Annotated in this window: 15 protein-coding genes and 2 pseudogenes; 12 read left to right on the top strand and 5 right to left on the bottom strand. The window is 71.3% G+C overall.

The features are described 5' to 3' along the window. Positions 1–19: 19 nt before the first annotated feature. A complete protein-coding gene (locus AB0C36_RS19565) occupies positions 20–1,054 on the bottom strand; it encodes an NAD(P)/FAD-dependent oxidoreductase (RefSeq protein ID WP_358355653.1) in 1,035 nt (344 codons plus the stop codon). A gap of 384 nt (positions 1,055–1,438) precedes the next feature. Between AB0C36_RS19565 and AB0C36_RS19560 the strand changes: the two genes are divergently transcribed. Together AB0C36_RS19560 and AB0C36_RS19555 are read left to right on the top strand one after the other, a co-directional pair. Further along, entirely contained in the window at positions 1,439–2,425 is a 987-nt protein-coding gene (locus tag AB0C36_RS19560; protein ID WP_358355651.1) for an LLM class flavin-dependent oxidoreductase, read from the top strand. Between the two features lie 204 nt (positions 2,426–2,629). Beyond that, complete coding sequence (locus AB0C36_RS19555; RefSeq protein ID WP_358355649.1) at positions 2,630–3,121, top strand: RDD family protein; 492 nt, start codon at positions 2,630–2,632, stop codon at positions 3,119–3,121. A gap of 144 nt (positions 3,122–3,265) precedes the next feature. Here AB0C36_RS19555 and AB0C36_RS19550 read toward each other — a convergent pair. Then, positions 3,266–4,117: pseudogene (locus AB0C36_RS19550) on the bottom strand (PAC2 family protein); the annotation flags it as partial. A 263-nt stretch (positions 4,118–4,380) separates the two neighbouring features. On the opposite strand from AB0C36_RS19550, the gene metH reads away from it, so the two are divergent. The 5 genes from metH to AB0C36_RS19525 all read left to right on the top strand — a co-directional run bounded on the left by metH (position 4,381) and on the right by AB0C36_RS19525 (position 12,673). After that, entirely contained in the window at positions 4,381–7,863 is a 3,483-nt protein-coding gene (gene metH / locus AB0C36_RS19545) for a methionine synthase (RefSeq protein WP_358355647.1), read from the top strand. 177 nt (positions 7,864–8,040) lie between these two features. Further along, positions 8,041–8,886: a methyltransferase domain-containing protein gene (locus AB0C36_RS19540; RefSeq protein ID WP_358355645.1), complete on the top strand. Its 846-nt coding sequence runs from the start codon at positions 8,041–8,043 to the stop codon at positions 8,884–8,886. A 192-nt stretch (positions 8,887–9,078) separates the two neighbouring features. Next, positions 9,079–9,774 (top strand): HAD family hydrolase, encoded by a 696-nt coding sequence (locus tag AB0C36_RS19535; RefSeq protein ID WP_358355644.1) that lies wholly within the window; start codon positions 9,079–9,081, stop codon positions 9,772–9,774. Positions 9,775–10,553: 779 nt separating this feature from the next. Next, positions 10,554–11,987, top strand: coding sequence for a sensor histidine kinase (locus tag AB0C36_RS19530; RefSeq protein ID WP_358355642.1), 1,434 nt, complete (start codon positions 10,554–10,556; stop codon positions 11,985–11,987). After that, the gene (locus AB0C36_RS19525) at positions 11,984–12,673 is read left to right on the top strand and encodes a response regulator (RefSeq protein WP_358355641.1); all 690 of its coding nucleotides are present in this window, start codon (positions 11,984–11,986) and stop codon (positions 12,671–12,673) included. The genes AB0C36_RS19530 and AB0C36_RS19525 overlap by 4 nt, the downstream gene beginning before the upstream one ends. 148 nt (positions 12,674–12,821) lie before the next feature. On the opposite strand, the gene AB0C36_RS19520 is transcribed toward AB0C36_RS19525, so the two are convergent. Then, positions 12,822–13,718, bottom strand: a complete 897-nt coding sequence (locus tag AB0C36_RS19520) for a RecB family exonuclease (RefSeq protein WP_358355639.1) — start codon at positions 13,716–13,718, stop codon at positions 12,822–12,824. 201 nt (positions 13,719–13,919) lie between these two features. On the opposite strand from AB0C36_RS19520, the gene AB0C36_RS19515 reads away from it, so the two are divergent. Continuing rightward, positions 13,920–15,365 (top strand): cellulase family glycosylhydrolase, encoded by a 1,446-nt coding sequence (locus AB0C36_RS19515; RefSeq protein ID WP_358355637.1) that lies wholly within the window; start codon positions 13,920–13,922, stop codon positions 15,363–15,365. Between the two features lie 86 nt (positions 15,366–15,451). Here AB0C36_RS19515 and AB0C36_RS19510 read toward each other — a convergent pair whose 3' ends face one another. Continuing rightward, positions 15,452–16,663: a site-2 protease family protein gene (locus tag AB0C36_RS19510; RefSeq protein ID WP_435839074.1), complete on the bottom strand. Its 1,212-nt coding sequence runs from the start codon at positions 16,661–16,663 to the stop codon at positions 15,452–15,454. Positions 16,664–16,735: 72 nt separating this feature from the next. Here AB0C36_RS19510 and AB0C36_RS19505 point away from each other — a divergent pair, with 72 nt between their 5' ends. Both AB0C36_RS19505 and AB0C36_RS19500 read left to right on the top strand, forming a co-directional pair. Beyond that, a complete protein-coding gene (locus AB0C36_RS19505; RefSeq protein ID WP_358355633.1) occupies positions 16,736–17,620 on the top strand; it encodes a tRNA (adenine-N1)-methyltransferase in 885 nt (294 codons plus the stop codon). A gap of 143 nt (positions 17,621–17,763) precedes the next feature. Next, positions 17,764–18,612: a hypothetical protein gene (locus tag AB0C36_RS19500; protein WP_358355632.1), complete on the top strand. Its 849-nt coding sequence runs from the start codon at positions 17,764–17,766 to the stop codon at positions 18,610–18,612. Between the two features lie 122 nt (positions 18,613–18,734). On the opposite strand, the gene AB0C36_RS19495 is transcribed toward AB0C36_RS19500, so the two are convergent. Further along, the gene (locus tag AB0C36_RS19495; RefSeq protein ID WP_358355706.1) at positions 18,735–19,022 is read right to left on the bottom strand and encodes a ferredoxin; all 288 of its coding nucleotides are present in this window, start codon (positions 19,020–19,022) and stop codon (positions 18,735–18,737) included. Between the two features lie 223 nt (positions 19,023–19,245). On the opposite strand from AB0C36_RS19495, the gene arc reads away from it, so the two are divergent. Further along, positions 19,246–21,012, top strand: coding sequence for a proteasome ATPase (arc, locus tag AB0C36_RS19490; RefSeq protein ID WP_358355630.1), 1,767 nt, complete (start codon positions 19,246–19,248; stop codon positions 21,010–21,012). Between the two features lie 28 nt (positions 21,013–21,040). After that, positions 21,041–21,116, top strand: a pseudogene (locus AB0C36_RS19485) (iron chelate uptake ABC transporter family permease subunit); the annotation flags it as partial.

Here is a 21,116-nt window from a genome sequence, read left to right as displayed (position 1 = left end):
ACGCCCGCCGCGGCGCGGCTCAGCCCGAGTCGGACGAGTGCCCCGGGAACACCTTCGCCGCCGGGTCGATCACCGTCATCGCGTTGTTCACCGCGGTCGCCGCCTCGCCGAACCCGGTCGCGATCAGCTTGACCTTGCCGTCGTAGTCGGCGATGTCACCGGCTGCGAAGACGCGCGCGTAATTCGTACGCATCGTCGAGTCGACGAGGATGTGCCGCTTTCGCTGCTCCAGCCCCCAGCGGCTCATCGGCCCCAGGTCCGCGATGAACCCCAGGGCCGCGACCACCGCCTGCGCGGGGACCGTGCGCGTGGCGCCGTCGAGCTTCGCCACGATGTCCGCCGACTCGACGCGGCCGTTGCCGTGCAGCGCCGCGACCTCCGAGGACGTGATGACCTCGACGCTCGACGCCAGCACCCGCTGGACGGTGTGCTCGTGCGCGCGGAACTTGTCGCGCCGGTGCACCAGCGTCACCGACTTCGCCAGCGGCTCCAGGCTCATCGCCCAGTCGAACGCGGAGTCGCCGCCGCCGACGATCAGCACGTCCAGGTCCGCCAGTTCGGCGAGGCGCGGGACGAAGAACACGACGCCCTCGCCGGAGAACGCGTCGGCGGCCGGCAGCGGACGCGGGCTGAACGTGCCGATGCCGCCGCTGATGAGCACCACCTTCGCGGTGACGACCAGGCCGGTGTCGCACGTGACGGTGACAAAGTCCTCGCCGTGTTCGAGGTGTTCGGCGCGGTGGCCGAGCAGGTATTGCGGATCGAACTGCCCGGCCTGGGCGCCGAGCGCGTCGACGAGGTCCTGGCCCTTGACCGCCGGGAACCCCGCCACGTCGTAGATCATCTTTTCCGGGTACATCGCCGTGATCTGCCCCCCGATCTCGGGGAGTGAGTCGAGGACCGCGACCTTGAGGCCGCGGAACCCGGCGTAGTAGGCGGCGTACAGGCCGGTGGGACCGGCACCGATGATCAGCAGGTCCGCCTCGGCCGACGTCGCGGCGGATGCGCCGTCGGCGGACTCGACGGGCTGAACGGGCTGAACGGGCTGGGACACGCGTGCTCCCCTCGCTAAGGGCGTGCGTGGACGGCCGACTGCGAGCCCGTGCCGGAGCCCGCGCCGACCGGGTCCCTGACGGGGTGACCAGCCCTGAATGTGATCGCCGCAGGGGCCGCGACGACCATATCGACGGGCGCCTCGCACTACCTGGATACGTGCCCTGCGTCACAGCCCGGAAAGCGCCGAGACGCCCGCTGACGAGCAAGATGTCGCGAACGTCGAAGCGGTTCGCGACGCGCCGGGCGTACGCCGTCCGGGTGGCCGCCGCACCGGTGGCCCCGCGGCCCCCATCCGTCGCGTTCGTTGCCCGCGTGCCGCGACGGGAACCGTCACAACAAGAACCTGTTCTCTTTCCCCGCGCGGATCACTAGGGTCCCGGCCATGGAGATCTCGTGCGCCCTGCCCCCGTCGGCCGAAGCCCCCGCCCTCATCGCCGAGGCCGAACGCCTGGGCTACACACGGGCCTGGTGCTACGACTCGCCCGTCCTGTACGGCGACGTCTGGATGACCCTCGCCCTCGCCGCCGAACGCACCAGCACCATCGGGCTCGGCCCCGCGGTCCTGGTCCCCAGCCTGCGCCATCCGATGGCCAACGCCGCCGCCATCGCCCATCTCGCCGAACTCGCGCCCGGGCGTGTCGCGGTCACCCTGGGTGCCGGGTTCACCGGACGCATGATGCTCGGCCAGCGGCCCATGCCCTGGTCGCAGGTCGAACCCTACGTCGCGGCCCTGCGCGCGCTGCTGCGCGGCGACGAAATCCTGTGGGAGGGCAAGACGCTGCGCATGCTGCAACTGCCCGGGTACGGCGCGCCGCGCCCGCTGTCCGACGTGCCCATCCTCCTCGGCGCCGAAGGCCCCAAGGGACTTGCCGCCGCCGAACGCCTCGCCGACGGCGTCTTCTCCGTCGGATCGGTCCAGAAGGCGGGCGCGTTCGCCTGGCGGGCCACCCTCCAGTTCGGCACCGTCCTCGAGGACGGCGAGCACCCCACGTCCGACCGCGTGCGCGAGGCCGCCGGACCCGCCGTCGCCGTCATCTACCACGCCGTCTACGAGCGCGCCGGGGCCGGCGTGGACGGCTTCCCCGGCGGCCAGGTCTGGCGCGAGTCGGTCGAACTCGCCCCCGAGGACGCCCGCCACCTGTCCGTGCACGACGGCCACCTCGTCGCCCTCAACCGCCACGACCGGCTCATCTGGGAGCAGTCGCGCGAGCTCGCGCCCCAGCTGACCCTGACCGGCACGCGCGACCAGGTCCGGGAGCGGATCGAGGAAATGGCCGCCAACGGGGTCACCGAGATCGCGTACCAGCCGGTCGGTCCGGACAAGAACCGCGAACTCCGCGCCTTCGCCGAGGCCGCCGGAATCGGTTAGCGGGGGTGGCGCACGGCGGGAACAGATCCCGGGAAAGGCACCGAAGGCGGACAATTCAACGGTGCCGGGTGCGGACCACCGAATGGATTTCTCGCACTGCCGGGCAAAACCGCTACGCATTCAACGACGCGCGACGCTATGTTCTCCTTCCCGCAGGACCCCGGGTGAATCTCGGGGGCTACGACCATGCGACGGAGAACACCCATGTCTTTTTCCCCGCCTCCCGGCCCCGCCCCGCAATCCCATCCCGGATACGGGCAGGCCGGCGCCCCCGGATACGGGCCCCCGGCCGACATCGCGAACTGGTATGCGCCCTGGGGCACCCGCGTCAGCGCGACTTTCATCGACGGGCTGATCAGCCTGCTGTTCACGCTGCCCTTCGAGATCGCGTCCCGCACGACTGACCAGGCCGCCCTGGGCGTTCTCGGCACCCTCGTCGGATTCGGGTGGTTCATCTACCAGATGTATCTGCAGGGCACCACCGGTGCCACGATCGGCAAAAAGCAGATGGGTATTCGGGTGGTCCGGGAGAGCGACGGACAGGTCACCGGATTCGGAATGGCGGTCGTCCGCGGCCTCGCGCACATTCTCGACGCCCTGACGCTTTTTCTCGGGTTCCTGTGGCCGCTCTGGGACACGAAGAAGCAGACTTTCGCCGACAAGGTCTGCGGCACACTGGTCATCAAGAGCCGGTAGCAATACCAGCAAAAGGGGCCGACCGCCGAGGAATCGGTGGTCGGCCCGCATTGCTGTCGGTGGTCCCGAGAATGCCGACGGTCATTCTTCCGGTCCGGCGCCATCCGGGCCGCCGCGATCCGCCGCCGGGACTCCGGGTTACTGCCCCGGGCCCGGCTCGCCGCCCTTGCGGCGCAGATACCGCTCGAACTCCAGGGCGATCGCCTCACCCGAGGCCTCCGGGAGGTCCTCGGCGTCCCGCGCCGCCTCCAGCGCCTGCACGTACTCGGCCACCTCGGTGTCCTCGGACGCCAACTGGTCCACTCCGAGCTGCCATGCGCGGGCGTCCTCGGTCAGGTCGCCCATCGGGATGGACAGGTCGAGGAAGTCCTCCAGCTTGCGCAGCAGCGCGAGCGTCGCCTTGGGGGAGGGGGCCTGCGACACGTAGTGTGGAACCGCCGCCCAGAACGTCAGCGCCGGCATGCCCGCGTGCGCACACGCCTCCTGGAGCACGCCCACGATGCCGGTCGGGCCCTCGTACCGGGTCTGCTCCAGGCCCAGCCCGGCCGCCACCACCGCGTCCGACGTCGTGCCGGTCACCGGCACCGGACGCGTGTGCGGCGTGTCGCCGAGCAGCGCGCCCAGCGTCACCACCGTCTCGACGCCCAGCTCGTGCGCGAACCCCAGCAGTTCGTTGCAGAACGACCGCCAGCGCATGTTCGGCTCGATGCCGTGCACCAGCACGATGTCGCGGCGCGGCTCGGGGACCCGGACCACCGACAGGCGCGTCGTCGGCCACGTGATGCGCCGCTGGTCGCCCTCCATCCACACCGTCGGCCGATTGACCTGGAAGTCGTAGTAGTCCTCCGCGTCCAACGCCGCGAAGACCTCGCCTCCCCAGACCTGGTCGAGGTGCGCGACGGCGCCGGACGCGGCGTCGCCCGCGTCGTTCCACCCCTCGAAGGCGGTCACCATCACGGGGTCGACCAGCTCGGGGATGTCGTCGAGCTCGATCAAGTCCGGTGCCTCCTCGCCGGCGCGGTGCCGGTCCAATCGTCGATCCGTACGGTCGTTCTTACCCAGGTCCGTCGCGTCAAGCCTACGGCTTAGCCGGAATGCGTCCGGGACCGCCCGCACGGTGTGACCGTGCGCCCATCTGGTGGGACACAACGCGGCAACCGCCCGCCGCGCCGTTAGGCTGTTCGCCCGGCCCGATTTTCGAGCCGCAGGCCCACCACGGGCCACCAAGCCGACAGCCGTCGCACCCAGGGAGAATCCTGATGACCGCAGCATCCGCGACCCCCCAGCAGCTCCGTGAAGCACTCGCCACCCGCGTCGTCGTCGCGGACGGGGCCATGGGCACGATGTTGCAGGCGCAGGACCCCACGCTCGACGACTTCCAGGGCCACGAGGGCTGCAACGAGATCCTCAACATCTCCCGCCCCGACATCGTCCGCGCGGTCCACGAGGAGTACTTCGCCGTCGGCGTCGACTGCGTCGAGACCAACACCTTCGGCGCCAACTTCGCCAACCTCGCCGAGTACGACATCGCCGACCGCATCTTCGAACTCTCCGAGTCCGGCGCACGCCTCGCCCGCGAGGTCGCCGACGGCTACTCGACGGCCGACCGGCCCCGCTGGGTCCTCGGCTCCATCGGCCCCGGCACCAAGCTCCCCAGCCTCGGCCACACCACGTACGCCGTACTCCGCGACGCCTACCAGGCCAACGCCGCCGGCCTCATCGCGGGCGGCGCCCACGCCCTCCTCGTCGAGACCACCCAGGACCTCCTGCAGACCAAGGCCTCCATCATCGGCGCCCACCGCGCCAACCAGGCCGCCGGAACGGACCTGCCCGTCTTCGTCCAGGTCACCGTCGAGACCACCGGCACCATGCTGCTCGGCTCGGAGATCGGCGCCGCGCTCACCGCCCTGGAACCGCTCGGCGTCGACCTCATCGGCCTCAACTGCGCCACCGGCCCCGCCGAGATGAGCGAGCACCTGCGGCACCTCGCCCGGCACGCGCAGACCGGCATCTCCGCGATGCCCAACGCGGGCCTGCCCGTGCTGACCAAGGACGGCGCGCACTACCCCCTCAGCCCCGAGGAACTGGCCGACGCCCACGACGTGTTCACCCGCGAGTACGGCCTCTCGCTGGTCGGCGGCTGCTGCGGCACCACGCCCGAACACCTGCGGCAGACCGTCGAGTGCGTACGCGGCCGCGAGATCGCCCCCCGCGTCCCGCGCCACGAGGCGAGCGCCGCGTCCCTCTACCAGTCGGTGCCGTTCCGCCAGGACACCTCGTACCTCGCCATCGGCGAGCGCACCAACGCCAACGGCTCCAAGGCGTTCCGCGAGGCCATGCTCGCCGAGGACTGGGAGAAGTGCCTGGAGATCGCGCGCGACCAGTCCCGCGACGGCGCCCACATGCTCGACCTCAACATCGACTACGTCGGCCGCGACGGCGCCCGGGACATGCGCGAACTGGCGTCCCGCCTCGCCACCGCCACCACGCTGCCCATCGTGCTCGACTCCACCGAGCCCGACGTCATCCAGGCCGGCCTGGAGCACCTCGGCGGCCGGGCCGTCGTCAACTCCGTCAACTACGAGGACGGCGACGGCCCCACCTCGCGCTTCGCCCGCATCGCCGCGCTCGCCAAGGAGCACGGCGCCGCACTCGTCGCCCTCACCATCGACGAGGAGGGCCAGGCACGCACCGCCGAGTGGAAGGTGCGCGTCGCCGACCGCCTCATTTGCGACCTGCGCGACAACTACGGCTTCGACGTCGGCGACATCATCGTCGACGCCCTCACCTTCCCGATCGGCACGGGCCAGGAGGAGACCCGCCGCGACGGCATCGAGACCATCGAGGCCATCCGCGAGATCAAGCGGCTCCACCCGCAGGTGCAGACCACGCTCGGCCTGTCCAACGTCTCCTTCGGCCTCAACGCCGCGGCCCGCATGGTCCTCAACTCGGTGTTCCTCAACGAGTGCATCGACGCCGGCCTCGACTCCGCCATCGTGCACGCCTCCAAGATCCTGCCCATGGCCCGGATCCCGGAGGAGCAGCGCGAGGTCGCCCTCGACATGGTGTACGACCGGCGCCGCCCCGACTACGACCCCCTCACGCGCTTCATGGAGCTGTTCGAGGGCGTCGACGCCAAGTCGGTCAAGGCGTCCCGCGCCGAGGAACTGGCCGCCCTGCCGCTGGGCGAGCGCCTCGAGCGCCGCATCATCGACGGCGAACGCCAGGGCCTGGAGGCCGACCTCGAAGAGGCGCTGGCCTCCCGCCCCGCGCTGGAGATCATCAACGACACGCTGCTGGAGGGCATGAAGGTCGTCGGCGAGCTGTTCGGCTCCGGCCAGATGCAGCTGCCGTTCGTGCTGCAGTCCGCCGAGGTCATGAAGACCGCCGTCGCGTACCTCGAACCGCACATGGAGAAGAGCGACGACGACGGCAAGGGCACCATCGTGCTCGCCACCGTCAAGGGCGACGTCCACGACATCGGCAAGAACCTCGTCGACATCATCCTCAGCAACAACGGCTACAACGTCGTCAACATCGGCATCAAGCAGCCGGTCTCCGCGATCCTCGAAGCCGCCGAGGAGCACCGCGCCGACGTCATCGGCATGTCCGGGCTCCTGGTCAAGTCGACGGTGATCATGAAGGAGAACCTCCAAGAGCTCAACCAGCGCGGCCTGGCCACCGGATACCCGGTGATCCTCGGCGGCGCCGCACTGACGCGCGCGTACGTCGAAGAGGACCTCTACGACATCTACGCCGGCGAAGTCCGCTACGCCCGCGACGCGTTCGAGGGTCTGCGCCTGATGGACGCCCTCATGGGCGTCAAGCGCGGCGTGCCCGGCGCCGCCCTCCCGCCGCTCAAGCGCCGCAAGGTCGCCGCGAGCTCGCTCGTCGAGACCGAGCCCGAGAACATGCCGGCCCGCTCCGACGTCTCCACCACCAACCCCGTGCCCACCCCGCCGTTCTGGGGGGACCGCGTCGTCAAGGGCATCCAGCTCGCCGACTACGCCTCCTGGCTCGACGAACGCGCCACGTTCATGGGGCAGTGGGGCCTCAAGCCGACCCGCGGCGGCAACGGGCCGACGTACGAGGAACTCGTCGAGACCGAGGGCCGCCCCCGGCTGCGCTACTGGCTCGACAAGCTCGTCACCGAGAACCTCCTCGAAGCGGCCGTCGTCTACGGCTACTTCCCGTGCGTGTCCAAGGGCGACGACCTCATTGTGCTGCACGAGGACGGCTCCGAGCGCACCCGCTTCACCTTCCCGCGCCAGCGCCGCGACCGGCACCTGTGCCTAGCCGACTACTTCCGCCCCGAGGACTCCGGCGATGTCGACGTCGTCGGCTTCCAGGTCGTCACCATGGGCGGGCGCCTGTCCGAGGCCACCGGCAAGCTCTTCGCCGACAACGCATACCGCGACTACCTCGAACTGCACGGCCTGTCCGTGCAACTCGCCGAGGCACTGGCCGAGTACTGGCACGCGCGCGTCCGCGCCGAACTGGGCTTCTCCGGCGAGGACCCCGGCGACATCGACGGCATGCTCAAGCTCGAGTACCGCGGCGCACGCTTCTCGCTGGGCTACGGGGCCTGCCCCGACCTGGAGGACCGCGCCAAGATCGTGAGCCTGCTCGACCCGTCGCGCATCGGCGTCGACCTGTCCGAGGAGTTCCAGCTGCACCCCGAGCAGTCCACCGACGCGATCGTGCTGCACCACCCCGAGGCGAAGTACTTCAACGCCCGGTAGCCCGACAGCGAGCCGGCCGGACAAGCCGGCACGGTACGCGGACGGCCGCAGCCCTGCCCGGGCGGCGGCCGTTCGCGCGTACCGCCCGCACCTGCCAGGATCGACCGGGATCCAGGACCCCAGGACCCGGCACCCGGGCCCGACCCGGGCCGCACGCACCCCAGGAAGGCCGCAGCAGTGCTCCACGACGTCGTCGCCCTGCTGCGCTGCCCGCACTGCGGCGCCGACCTCGCCGCGGCCTCGGACGCCCGCGTACTGCGCTGCACAGCAGGCCGCCACACCTTCGACATCGCGCGCCAGGGGTACGCCAACCTCCTGGCCGGCGACGCCCGCACCGGCACCGCCGACACCGCCGACATGGTCGCCGCCCGCGACGCGTTCCTCCAGGCCGGCCACTACAAGCCGATCGCCGAAGCGCTCGCCGCCGAGGCCGCCGCCTCCGAAGCCCCGTCAGGCGCCGTCGTCGACGTCGGCGCGGGGACCGGCCACTACCTCGCCCACACCCTCGACGCCGCCCCGGACCGGGTCGGACTCGCCCTCGACATCTCCAAGTACGCGCTGCGCCGCGCCGCCAAGGCCCACCCGCGCGCGGGCGCGCTCGTCTGCGACGCGTGGCGCCCGCTCCCGGTACGCGACGCCGCGGCGGCCCTCGTACTGAACGTGTTCGCCCCCCGCAACCCCGCGGAACTGCGGCGCATCCTGCACCCCGGCGGCACTCTCGCGGTCGTCACCCCGACCGCCGCCCACCTCGCCGAACTCGTCGGGGCCCTCGGCCTGCTCCGCGTCGACGACGACAAGAAGACCCGCCTCGACGCCGCGCTGGCCCCGCACTTCACCCCCGACCGCGCCCACCGCGTCGGCTTCACCCTCGACCTCGGCCACGACGACATCGCCACCGTCGTCGGCATGGGCCCCTCCGCCTGGCACACCGACCCGGCCGAGCTGCGCACCCGCATCGCGGCCCTGCCCGATCCGCTCGCCGTCACCGCGGAGGTCACGCTGTCGCGGTACCGCCCCCGGTAGACACGCTCCGGGAAACCGGGCGACAACACTCCGCCAACACTCCGTGACGCGCGTAGCTATGCGCTTGCCTCCAACCCGCCGGTCACGGACAATCGAGGGCCCATCACCAGCGAGTGAGCCGAGTGAAGGAGGGGGAGCGACGACGCGCCGCCCGGCCGGGAACCGCCGGGCCGACAGGAGAGGCAGGTGGCCATGACGGCTCTCGAAGCCCGGGTGTACCCCGGTTCGGACCTCCAGGCGGTGCTGTGCGACATGGACGGCACCCTGGTCGACACCGAGCGCAGCTGGTTCGCCACCGAGGTCTCGGTCATGGCCGACCTCGGATTCCACCTCGGACCCGAGCACGCCGAGCGGCTGCTCGGCAGCCCCATGGACCCCGCCGTCGCGTACCTCATCGGCATCTCCGGCGTCGACGTGGCCCCCGAGGAACTCGAGCGCCGCATCAACGCGCGGATGGTCGAGATCCTGCGCAGCGGCGTCGACCTGCGCCCCGGCGCCAAGCGCCTGCTCGCCGAGCTCGACGCGGCCGGTGTACCGCTCGCCCTGGTCACCGCGTCCTACCGGGACATCGTCGACGCGGTCCTGCCCTCACTCGGCGCGCACCACTTCAGCGTCACCGTCGCGGGCGACGAGGTCGAGCGGCCCAAGCCGAACCCCGACCCGTACCTGGTCGCGGCCGCGGCCCTGGGCGCCGACCCCGCGCAGTGCGTCGTCCTCGAGGACTCGCCTACCGGGGTCGCCTCCGGCGAGGCCGCGGGCTGCGTCGTCATCGCGGTGCCGAGCATGACCGACATCCCGGCCGGACCACACCGCACCGTGCTGCCGTCCCTGGAAGGCATCGACCTGGCCCTGCTCGACGGGCTCGTACGCCGGCGCGCACTGCGCTGAGGCAACCGCCGAGCCCGCCGGCTCCGGCCGCGACTTGAGACCGCATCCGCCGGGCGCCGGGCGCCGGGAGCACACGGAAACGGACGGGCCCTTGGACCCGTCCGTTCCGCTCCCCGTGCCGTACCCCCGCTGACGTCCCCCGAGCCCGTTCCTCCGGCTGCCGCCCCCGCGACCGCCTCCCCGTTACGGGCCGTCGGACCCGGTCCTCGGCGATCTCCCCATCGCCGACGACCGGACCCGTGTGCTCCGCCGCTCCCCGTGAGGCGCGGCCCCCGTTCCCCGTGCTCTCCCGCCCGCCCCCGCGGCCGGGCGCCGCACAAGATCCCCCGTGGACCCTGTGCGACGTGTGGACGACGGAGAACCGCCGTCCGTGGTGCCAGGTCTCCCGCCGCGGCGGATCCCCTGTGCACCGTCAGTCTGTCGGCAACGCGGGTAGACCGTCGTCAGGGAAATCCCTCGACCTCACCTGGCACCAATCCGGCAGGACGGAAATTCAGGACAGAAATCCAGGGCGGAAGGAGCCATCCGTACCGCGGAGTTCACCGTGCGCGTCGGCACCCCCGGCCAGGCCGGAAGCCGAGACACCCGACCGGGGTGGTCGGCGCGGTCCTCGGCGGAGTGCCGCGACCGCGCCGCCCCCGTCCGCGGGCGCCCTGCTCCGCACCGAGCAGGCCGCCGCTCCTCCGCAGGTCGCACAACCGTCCCAGCCACGTCCTCCGTGCGGACGAGACCTCCCCCGGAGGGCGAAATCTCCTGGTCACAGCCTCTACGGTGGACCTGTGACACCCGCCCACGACGACGCGCGCACCGGCACGCCCGCCCCGGCCGATCCGCCCGCCGTCCCCGCGACGCGCACGGACCGGCTCCGCGACCACGCCGTCGGCTGGATCGACGAGCTGCGCCAGGGGGAACGCCCCCTGCTGCGCCGGCCCGCCCCCCTCGACGTCCTCCTCGTCGTGATCCTCGGCATCCTCGCCGTCGGCGGTCTGTTCATGGACGACCTCGGCAACGACGCGCGCCGCGACCCCGACGCGTTCGGCGTCATCCTCGCCGTCCTGTGCGTGCTGCCGCTCCTGTGGCGCTCCAACCACTCGCTGCGCGTCCTGATCGCCGTCACGGTCCCGTTCCTGATCCTCGCCGGCAACCACTACGGCGCGGCGGGGGCCAGCCTCGGCCAACTCGTCGCGATGTACAGCGCCGCCGTCAGCCGGCCCCGCATCCCCGCCGCCTTCGCGCTGTTCTTCGCCGAGGGCACCACGATGATCTGGCTCGCCATCGGGCGCCGCAACATCGGCTTCGTCGACGTGCTCGCCAACCTCGCCGCGCTGTTCGCCGTCTGGGCGTTCGCCCGTAGCGTCGGGTTCCGCCGCGCGTACACCGCGGAGCTCGAGGCCCGCGCCGACCGCCTCCTGCACACCCGCGAAGCCGACACCCGCGCCGCCCTCGCCGAGGAACGCGGCCGCATCGCCCGCGAACTCCACGACGTCGTCGCGCACCACGTGTCCGTCATGACCGTGCAGGCCTCCGCCGCGCAGCGCACCATCGCCCGCAACCCCGACCGCGCCCGCGAGGCCATGGCGGCGGTCGAGCAGACCGGCCGCGCCGCCCTCGTCGAGATGCGCCGCCTCGTCGGCATCCTGCGCGGCAACGACGAGGAGGTCGGCGGCACCGTCCAGCTCAACGAGGGCCACAACGCGCCGCAGCCCGGCCTGGACGCACTCGAGGTGCTGGTGCAGCAGGTCCGCGAGGCGGGCGTGTCGGTCGAGCTGTCCATCGAAGGCGTCCCGACCGAACTGCCGCCCGGCATCGACCTCGCCGCGTACCGCATCATCCAGGAAGCCCTGACCAACACCCTCAAGCACGCCGGACCGGCCGGCTCGCGCGTGCTGCTGCGCTACCGCCCTGAGGAGATCCTCGTCCGCGTCGCCGACGACGGCCGCGGCGCCGCCGCGAGCCTGGACTCGCGCGACAGCGAGCGCACCGGGCACGGCCTGCTCGGCATGCGCGAACGCGTCGCCCTCTACGGTGGACGCCTGTACGCCGGACCCCGCGCCGGCGGCGGCTTCGAGGTCCTCGCCCGCATCCCGCTGGCCCCCGGCGACCGTCCCACCGCCGGGACCGGCGAACGCGCCGACCGACCCGAACGCCCCGACCGTGGCGACCGCACGGACCGGACCGACCGACCCGACCGACTGGAGCAGAACCCAGCATGACGATCCGTGTGATCCTCGTCGACGACCAGCCGCTGCTGCGCACCGGGTTCCGCATGATCCTCGAGGCCGAGCCGGACATCGCCGTGGTCGGCGAGGCGGCCGACGGGCTCCAGGCGGTCGAACTCGTCCGCACCCTCCAGCCCGACGTCGTCCTCATGGACATCCGCATGCCGCGCATGGACGGCGTCGAGGCCACCCGCCGCATCGCCGGCACGGGCCAGGCGGGCGGCCCGCCCGCGGCCGGCACAGCGCGCGTCCTCGTGCTGACCACCTTCGACCTCGACGAGTACGTCGTCGAAGCGCTGCGCGCCGGAGCCAGCGGGTTCCTCCTCAAGGACGTGCCCGCCGACGACCTCATCGCGGCCATCCGCGTCATCGCCGACGGCGACGCGCTGCTCGCGCCCAGCATCACGCGCCGCCTGCTCGACATGTACGCGGCCCGGCTGCCCGCCGCGGAGGACCCCACCCCCGACACCCTCGCCATGCTCACCGAGCGCGAGGTCGAGGTGCTGCGCCTCGTCGCCCGCGGCATGTCCAACGCGGAGATCGCCGCGGAACTGTTCGTCAGCGAGACCACGGTCAAGACACACGTCGGCCACGTGCTCACCAAGCTCGGGCTGCGCGACCGGGTCCAGGCGGCCGTGTACGCGTACGAGAGCGGGCTCGTCCGTCCCGGGGCGCTGTAGGCCCGCGCGCCGGGGCCGGTGGGGGCCGGTCGGGCCCCCTCCGGTGGTGCCGCGTCCGGTGCCCTGCGTCGCGGCTGCGTGGCGGCCGCGGCCGGCTGTAGGGGCTGTGGGGGGCGCCGCCGTCAGAAGCGGGCGTACCCGCGCGGCGTCACTGCTCCGACTCCTGCTGCTGTGCGGGGATGATCGGCAGCGGGTACACCGGGGGAGTGCCGCCGAACTCCGGGCACACCGCCTGGTGGTCGCACCAGCCGCACAGATGCGTGCGCTTCGGCCGCCAGTCCCCGGTGCGCGTCGCCTCGCGGATCGCCTCCCACAGCGCCCGGAGCTCGCGCTCCACGGCCAGCAGGTCCGACTCCTCCGGGTCGTACCAGATGACGTCGCCGCTGCCCAGGTAGACCAGTTGGAGGCGGCGCGGCATGCGGCCGTGCTGACGCCACAGCACCAGCGCGTAGAACTTCATCTGGAACAGCGACTTGCGCTCGAACTGCTGCGACGGCGCCTTGCCCGTCTTGTAGTCGACCACCCGAAGGTCGCCGTTCGGCGCCACGTCGAGCCGGTCCACGTAGCCGCGCAGCGTCAGACCGCCGTCGACGCCCTCCAGCGGCGCCTCGACGTACAGCTCGCGCCGCGCCGGCTCCAGCGCGTTCGGATCCTCCAGCGTGAAGTAGCGCTGGACGAGCTTCTCCGCGCCCGCCAGCCAGTCGGCCAGCTCCTCGACCTTCACCGCCCCCGCGCCGTCGTCGAACAGCTCGGCCAACTCCGGGCGTTTGACGAGCAGTTCGTCCCACGCCGGACGCAGCAGCCGCAACGCCGCCTCCGGTGTGCGCTCGCCCTTCGGAATGTCGAACAACCGCTCCAGCACCGCGTGCACGACCGTGCCGCGCGTCGCGGCGGCGCTCGGCTTCTCCGGCAGCTTGTCGATCACCCGGAACCGGTACAGCAACGGGCACTGCTTGAAGTCGCTCGCGCGGGACGGCGACAACGACACCGCACGCGAATCGGGCGCGGGGCCGGCAGTGGGGGAGTCGGTTCCGGTCGTACTCATGGCCAGCAGCGTACGGCCACCGGGGGACAACCACCCATCCCGCCGCCCGGACCACCCCTCAACGGTGAAGGCCACCTGTTCGAACGAACACGCGTACGCCGCCGCAACACCCCGCCGCGTCTGGGAAGTTGCCGCTACCGCCAGTAACATCCGACCCGCTCGCGCACCGCCGCCCCAGCCGTCGCGTCGAAGGGTCCGTGCATGCGCCCCACCTCCCTCCGGTACGCCCTGACCGCCGCCGTCACCGCGCTCCTCGTCGGCATCCTCCCCGCCGCACCCGCCGCCGCCCACCCGGGGAACCATCCCGGCGGCGCGCGTACCCCAGACCGCGTCACCGTCGGGGACCGCACGTACATCGCCGACGACCGCGGACGCGCCACCCAGTGGCGCGGCTTCAACCTCGCCGACAAGGGCCACCGCGGCCCCGACGCCTTCGCCGACATCCAGGAACGCGACCTGCGCGACATGTCCCGGCGCGGCTTCAACCTCGCGCGCCTGGTGTTCTTCTGGGACGACCTCGAACCCGCTCCCGGCCGCTACGACCGGGCGTACCTCGGCAAGATGCGCCGCATCATGGACTGGGCCGACCGCTACGGCGTCAAAGTCATGCTCGACGCCCACCAGGACGTCTACGGCCCGCACTTCGGCGGCCACCGCGGCGCACCCGCCTGGACCACCCGGGACGACGGGCTGCCCTACGCCCCCAACCCCGACGACTGGTTCTCCGAGTACTTCCAACCGTCCGTCCAGGCCGCCTTCGACCACCTCTACACCGACGACGACCTCCGCAAAGCCCACGCCCGCATGTGGACCACCGTCGCCGCCACCCTCGGCCGCCACCCGGCCCTCCTCGGCTACGACCTCATGAACGAGCCCTTCGCGAAGTTCCGCGACGGCGAAGACCTCCCCACCGCGGCGGCCCGCTTCGAATCCACCCAGCTCACCGACCTGTGGAACCGCCTCGCCGACGCCGTCCGCCTCGTCGACCGGCGGTCCTGGGTCTTCGTCGAGCCCACCGTCATCGTCGGCCTCGGCGTGCCCACCGCCCTCGGCACCGTCGACGACCCGCGCGCCGCGTACGCCCCGCACTTCTACGACACCGCGATGGAAGGCGGCGCCGACTACGACCCCGACGGGACCTTCATCCAGGCGTACGAAGCCGCCATCAGCGACTACCCGACCCGGCACCGCATGCCCGTCATCGTGGGGGAGTGGGGACCACCCGACCCCACACTCCCGAACATGCGCACCTTCTTCACCCGCATGACCGCCGCCATGGACCGCTTCGCCACCGGCTGGACCAACTGGCAATGGTGCCGCGGCGGCGGCTACTGCACCCTCACCGCCGACGGCGGCCTGAAACCGAACCACGACCTGCTGGTGCAGCCGTACGCGAGCGCCGTCGCCGGGAACCCCACGCAATACGCGTACGACCCCGCCACCCGCACGTACCGGATCACGTACACCACCCGCGCCGACACCCGCGGCCCCACCGAGATCACCGTCCCCCGCGACGTCTACCCGAACGGCTACCGCGTCAAGATCGAAGGCCACAAGGCGAGTTGGCACGCCCACGGCCAGACGGTCGAGGTCTCCGCGAACGGCCGTCCGGGCACGACCTACACCGTCACCGTCATCCCGCGCTGACCCCGGACGGGACCGGCGGACCGCCGTCCGTGCGTCGGTGCGTCGTGTGTCGGCGGACGGTCAACCCGCCCGTCGCACCGGCTATTTCAGGCCTTCGCCGGCGACCGGGACAACAGCCGCATGAAGGCATGCTCCACATCAGAGCGCGACAGCACGCCATACACGCTGCCGTCCGCCTCCACCACCAGATACTCGCTCGCCGGCGTCGCCCGCAGCGCCGCCAACAGGTCCTCGCCCGCCAGATCCGCCGGCACGCGCATACCCGGCAACAGGTCCCGCGCCAAAGGCCCGACGGCCACCCACGGCCGACGCTGCACCGGCGTGTCCGTCACCCGCGACTCACGCACCAGCGCGATCGGACCGCCGTTGCCGTCCACCACCACCAGCGCCTGCGCACCCGCCTCACCGGCCCGCCGCAGCGCCTCCGCCAACGGCAGGTCCGCCGCCACCGGAATCGCCCGCCGGGTCAGCCCCCGCGCCTGCAGCCCCGGCAGCCGCTCGCGCAGCTGCTCGGCCCGCAACGACTGCATGGCCCCGGTCCACATGAAGCCGGCGATCAACCCGCCGCACACCACCGTGTAGACCTGAATCCACGTCGAGTCCTCCCGCGACCACCACACCGCCGCGAACAGCACCACCACGGACAGCACCCGGCCCGCCCACGACGCGGCGACCGTCCCGGCCATCGGCCGCTTCGTGGCCCCCCACACGCCCGCACGCAGCATCCGCCCGCCGTCCAACGGCAACCCCGGCAGCAGGTTGAACACCGCCACCATCAGGTTCGACACCGCCAGCAGCGCCACCATCCGCCCGGTGAGCGAATCCACGTCCAGCGCAAGGCCGATGCCCCAGAAGCCGCCCGCCAGCACCAACGACAACGCCGGCCCCGCCGCCGCCACCGCGAACTCGCGGCCCGCCGTCTGCGGCTTGTCGATCTCCGAAACCCCGCCCAGGAACTGGATCGTGATCCGGTGCACCGGCAGCCCGAAGCGCAGCGCCGTGACCGCGTGGGCCAGTTCGTGCACCAGCACCGAGATGTACAGCAGCACCGCGAACAGGAACGAGATCGCGTACTTCCACGAGTCCAACTGTGGGAACAGCCGCTCGAACGTCGGCGCGAACAGCAACGTGATCACCATCGCGATCACGAACCACGACGAAGACACATACACCGGCACGCCGAAGGGCCGGCCCATCAACAGGCCTCCGCCACGCGCGGCACCGCCACCCGGGGCCTCCGCCCCGTCCCGCTGCCCGCTTTGGCCCTGCGGCCCGCCAGAAACACTCACGTTGTCGATGTTATGCGGTGCGTGACCGAGCAGGAGATCCCCTGGCGGGAGCGGCCTCCCGTGACCGGTACGCTGATCCCCATGTCCGAACCGACCGGTGCCGCCCGCCGTCGCGGGCCCTTCCAGGTCGGGGACCAAGTGCAGCTGACCGACCCCAAGGGCCGCCACCACACCTTCACGCTCGAAGCGGGCAAGGCGTTCCACACCCACAAGGGATCGTTCCCCCACGACGCACTCATCGGCGCCCCCGAGGGCACCGTCGTGCGGTCCACGGGGAACTTCGACTACCTGGCGCTGCGGCCTCTGCTCCCCGACTTCGTCCTGTCCATGCCCCGCGGAGCCGCGGTGATCTACCCGAAGGACGCGGGCCAGATCATCGCCATGGCCGACATCTTCGCCGGCGCCCGCGTCGTCGAGGCAGGCGTCGGCTCCGGCGCGCTCAGCACCTTCCTCCTGCGCGCCATCGGCGACCAAGGGCAGCTTTCGTCGTACGAACGCCGCCAGGACTTCGCCGACATCGCCAAGAAGAACGTCGAGCGCTACTTCGGCGGACCCCACCCCGCGTGGCGCCTCACCGTCGGCGACCTCCAGGACAACCTGGCCGAGACCGACGTCGACCGCGTCATCCTCGACATGCTCGCCCCGTGGGAATGCCTGGAGGCCGTGCACAAGGCCCTCGTCCCCGGCGGACTGGTCTGCTGCTACGTCGCCACCACGACGCAACTCGCCCGCACCGTCGAGACCATGCGCGCCATGCGCTGCTTCACCGAACCCCAGTCGTGGGAGTCGATGGTGCGCACCTGGCACGTCGAGGGCCTCGCCGTACGCCCCGACCACCGCATGATCGGCCACACCGGCTTCCTCGTCACCGCCCGCCGCATGGCCGACGGGGTCGAGGCCCCGATGCGCCGCCGACGCCCCTCCAAGGGCTCCTACGGCGAGGACTACGAGGCCCCCGAGGTCTGACCCCGCCTCACCCGAGAAGGCCCGTCCCCGGGCCTCCTCGCCCGCCACGAAGGGGGCGGTTCCGCCCAACCCGGCGGAACCGCCCCCGCTCTCTTCCCCACGCCTCTTCACGGCACACCACCAGCCCACTAACGTTGCCGTCCGTGGCGGATGAACACACCGTGTCAGGGGTCGCGCACACCGGCCCGGAACCCTCCGAACCCACCCTCGCGAAAACCGCGGGCGCCCCCGTCCCCACCGGGCCGCCTGGCAGCGCCGACCTCGTACGCGGCGCCGCACCCGCACCGCGCGTGCAAAAGCCCGACGTGAAGAACTCCGTCGTGCTCGCACTCGCCGTCGTGATCCTGTTCTTCACCGGCATCAGCGGTGTCGCGATCTGGGCCGCCGCCAGCTTCGACGGAGGACGCCCCGGCATCACCGGACCCGCCGACGGGCACCGCGAACCCCCGGTCATCGAACCCGCCGACCGCACCAGGCCCCCGCAGACCCTGGAACCGGACGAGGCCGCAACGGCTCCCGCAGCCGCCGAGACCGGAACGGAACGGCCCGGAACCGAGCCCGCGCCCCTCGCACCCGCCACCGAACCCGCAGCGGGCGAACCCCGGGCCGGGCAGCCCCAGACCGGACGCGACGCCGCCCGCGGCGCAGCCGTCGACTGGAACACCGTGGCCTACCCGCAGGACTGCCCCGGCGCCCCCTACGACGTCCGGGACGCCCGCCCCCTCACCGAGGACGCCCGCACGTACATCGTCCAGGTCCGCTGCGCCGCCGGATCCGGCACCGCGCCCGACGGGCTCTACACGTACGCGCTCGCCCCCGACGGCGGCCCTCCGGCACTCCTCGGGACGCTGCTCGCGGCCGGCGAGGACCGCGTCGTGAAGGAATTCGCCATCCGTGACGGCAAAATTCACGCCACGTTGCAGGGCTGGTCCACGGAAGAAGTACCCCGCTGCTGCCCTGACACGGAGGAGACCCGGGTCCTCACCCCGTGACCGCCCGAGCGGGCCGGACCGCACCTCCGCACGGCGTCCCGGCTGTGCGCCGACGCGTCCGCCGAGCGCCGTAGGCCGCCGTCCAACCGGCCGCCAACCGCGGGCCAACCGCCCGCCAACGATCAGGCGGCGTCCGGCCCGTACACCTCGACGCCGTCCGACACGCGACGCACATGGATGCATTCACCTGGGCATTTGCGTGTGGCGTCGATCACTTCGACCACCAGCGGGGCCGGCACCGGCACCGCCGCGCCCGCGTCCGTCCGCAGCTCGTCGTCGTCGCCCTTCACGTAGGCCAGCCCGTCGATGTCCAGCTCGAACACCTCACGGGCGAACTGCACGCAGATTCCGTCACCGGTGCAAAGATCCTGGTCGATCCACACCTCAAGCGGTTCATTCTCGGTGGACATCCGGCCTCGCACTTCACCGTTTCGTAGCAGGAACCGACCAAGAGACCCTACCCCCGACGGCTTCTTGATGTTGTCCGGTGGGTATCTGCACCTCACAACAGTGGGGGCAATCGCAAGGGTGAAGATCGGACACGCCCACATCGTCTTTTGATCAAGGGGTTTCAACCCCTCCTGCCACAGGTAGGGTCGGAGACGTCGCAGCTCCCAGGAGGAGGTGAGGACCGTGGCAGCCCACGACGACGACATGAACCGTGGCGGGAGGCCGGCTCGGGGTACGGACGACCTCATGAGCCAGGTGTCCTTTCTTGAGCAGGAAGTCGCCGTCCTGCGTCGCAAGCTCGCCGACTCGCCGCGTCAGACGAGGATGCTGGAGGAGCGCATTGTCGAGCTCCAGACCAGCCTCGCCGGTCTGACCACGCAGAACGAGCGGCTGGTGGCGACGCTCCGAGAGGCCCGCGATCAAATCGTGGCCCTCAAGGAGGAGGTGGACAGGCTCGCGCAGCCACCTTCCGGATTCGGTGTCTTCCTCAACGCAAACGATGACGGCACGGCCGACATCTTCACCGGAGGCCGAAAGCTCCGCGTGAACGTCAGCCCCAACCTCGACCTCGAGGAACTTCAGCGTGGCCAGGAGGTCATGCTCAACGAAGCCCTCAACGTGGTCGACGCCCTGGAGTTCGAGCGGATCGGCGATGTCGTGATGCTCAAAGAACTTCTCGAAGACGGCGAACGGGCCCTGGTGATCGGGCACACCGACGAGGAACGCGTCGTGCGCCTCGCCGAACCGCTGCTCGACGGCCCGCTCCGGGCAGGGGACTCCCTGCTCCTCGAACCGCGCTCCGGGTACGTGTACGAACGCGTCCCCAAGAGCGAGGTCGAGGAGCTTGTCCTCGAAGAAGTGCCGGACATCGACTACACAAAGATCGGCGGTCTGCGCAACCAGATCGAGATGATCCGCGACGCGGTCGAACTGCCGTACCTCCACCCGGACCTGTTCAAGGAGCACGAACTCCGACCCCCCAAGGGCATCCTGCTGTACGGCCCGCCCGGATGCGGAAAGACGCTCATCGCCAAGGCCGTCGCCAACTCGCTCGCCAAGAAGGTGGCCGAGGCCAAGGGCGGCGAGACCGGCAAGAGCTACTTCCTCAACATCAAGGGACCCGAACTCCTCAACAAGTACGTCGGCGAGACCGAGCGGCACATCCGCCTGGTCTTCCAGCGGGCCCGCGAGAAGGCCAGCGAGGGAACCCCCGTCATCGTCTTCTTCGACGAGATGGACTCGCTCTTCCGCACCCGAGGGTCGGGCGTCAGCTCGGACGTGGAGAACACCATCGTCCCGCAGCTGCTGTCCGAGATCGACGGTGTCGAGGGCCTGGAGAACGTCATCGTCATCGGCGCCTCCAACCGCGAGGACATGATCGACCCGGCCATCCTGCGCCCGGGCCGACTGGACGTGAAGATCAAGATCGAACGTCCGGACGCCGAGGCGGCAAAGGACATCTTCGCCAAGTACCTGACGTCGAACCTCCCGCTCCACGAGGACGACCTGAAGGAACACGGCGACGACCGCGCCACCACCGTCGTCAACATGATCCAGCGTGCCGTCGAGCGCATGTACACCGAGAGCGAGGAGAACCGCTTCCTCGAGGTGACGTACGCCAACGGCGACAAGGAGACGCTCTACTTCAAGGACTTCAACTCCGGCGCCATGATCGAGAACATCGTCGGCCGCGCCAAGAAGATGGCCATCAAGGACTTCCTCGAACTCGGCCACAAGGGCATCCGCGTCTCCCACCTGCTCGCCGCCTGCGTCGACGAGTTCAAGGAGAACGAGGACCTGCCCAACACCACCAACCCCGACGACTGGGCGCGGATCTCCGGCAAGAAGGGCGAGCGGATCGTCTACATCCGCACGCTCGTCACCGGCAAGCAGGGTGCCGACACCGGCCGCTCCATCGACACCGTCGCCAACACCGGACAGTACCTGTGACACCAGCCGCCGCGGCCCACAGCGAGCTGTGCAGGGCGTGTTCGGCAATCCGCTGGCCGAACCCGGCGTCGTCGGGGTGTCCGCGGGCGCGACCGTCGGCGCGG

Source organism: Streptodolium elevatio (assembly GCF_040649515.1).
Classification (GTDB): domain Bacteria; phylum Actinomycetota; class Actinomycetes; order Streptomycetales; family Streptomycetaceae; genus Yinghuangia; species Yinghuangia elevatio.
The sequence above is the reverse complement of the archived record's forward strand: the minus strand, read 5'-3'. Positions and strand labels throughout refer to the sequence as shown.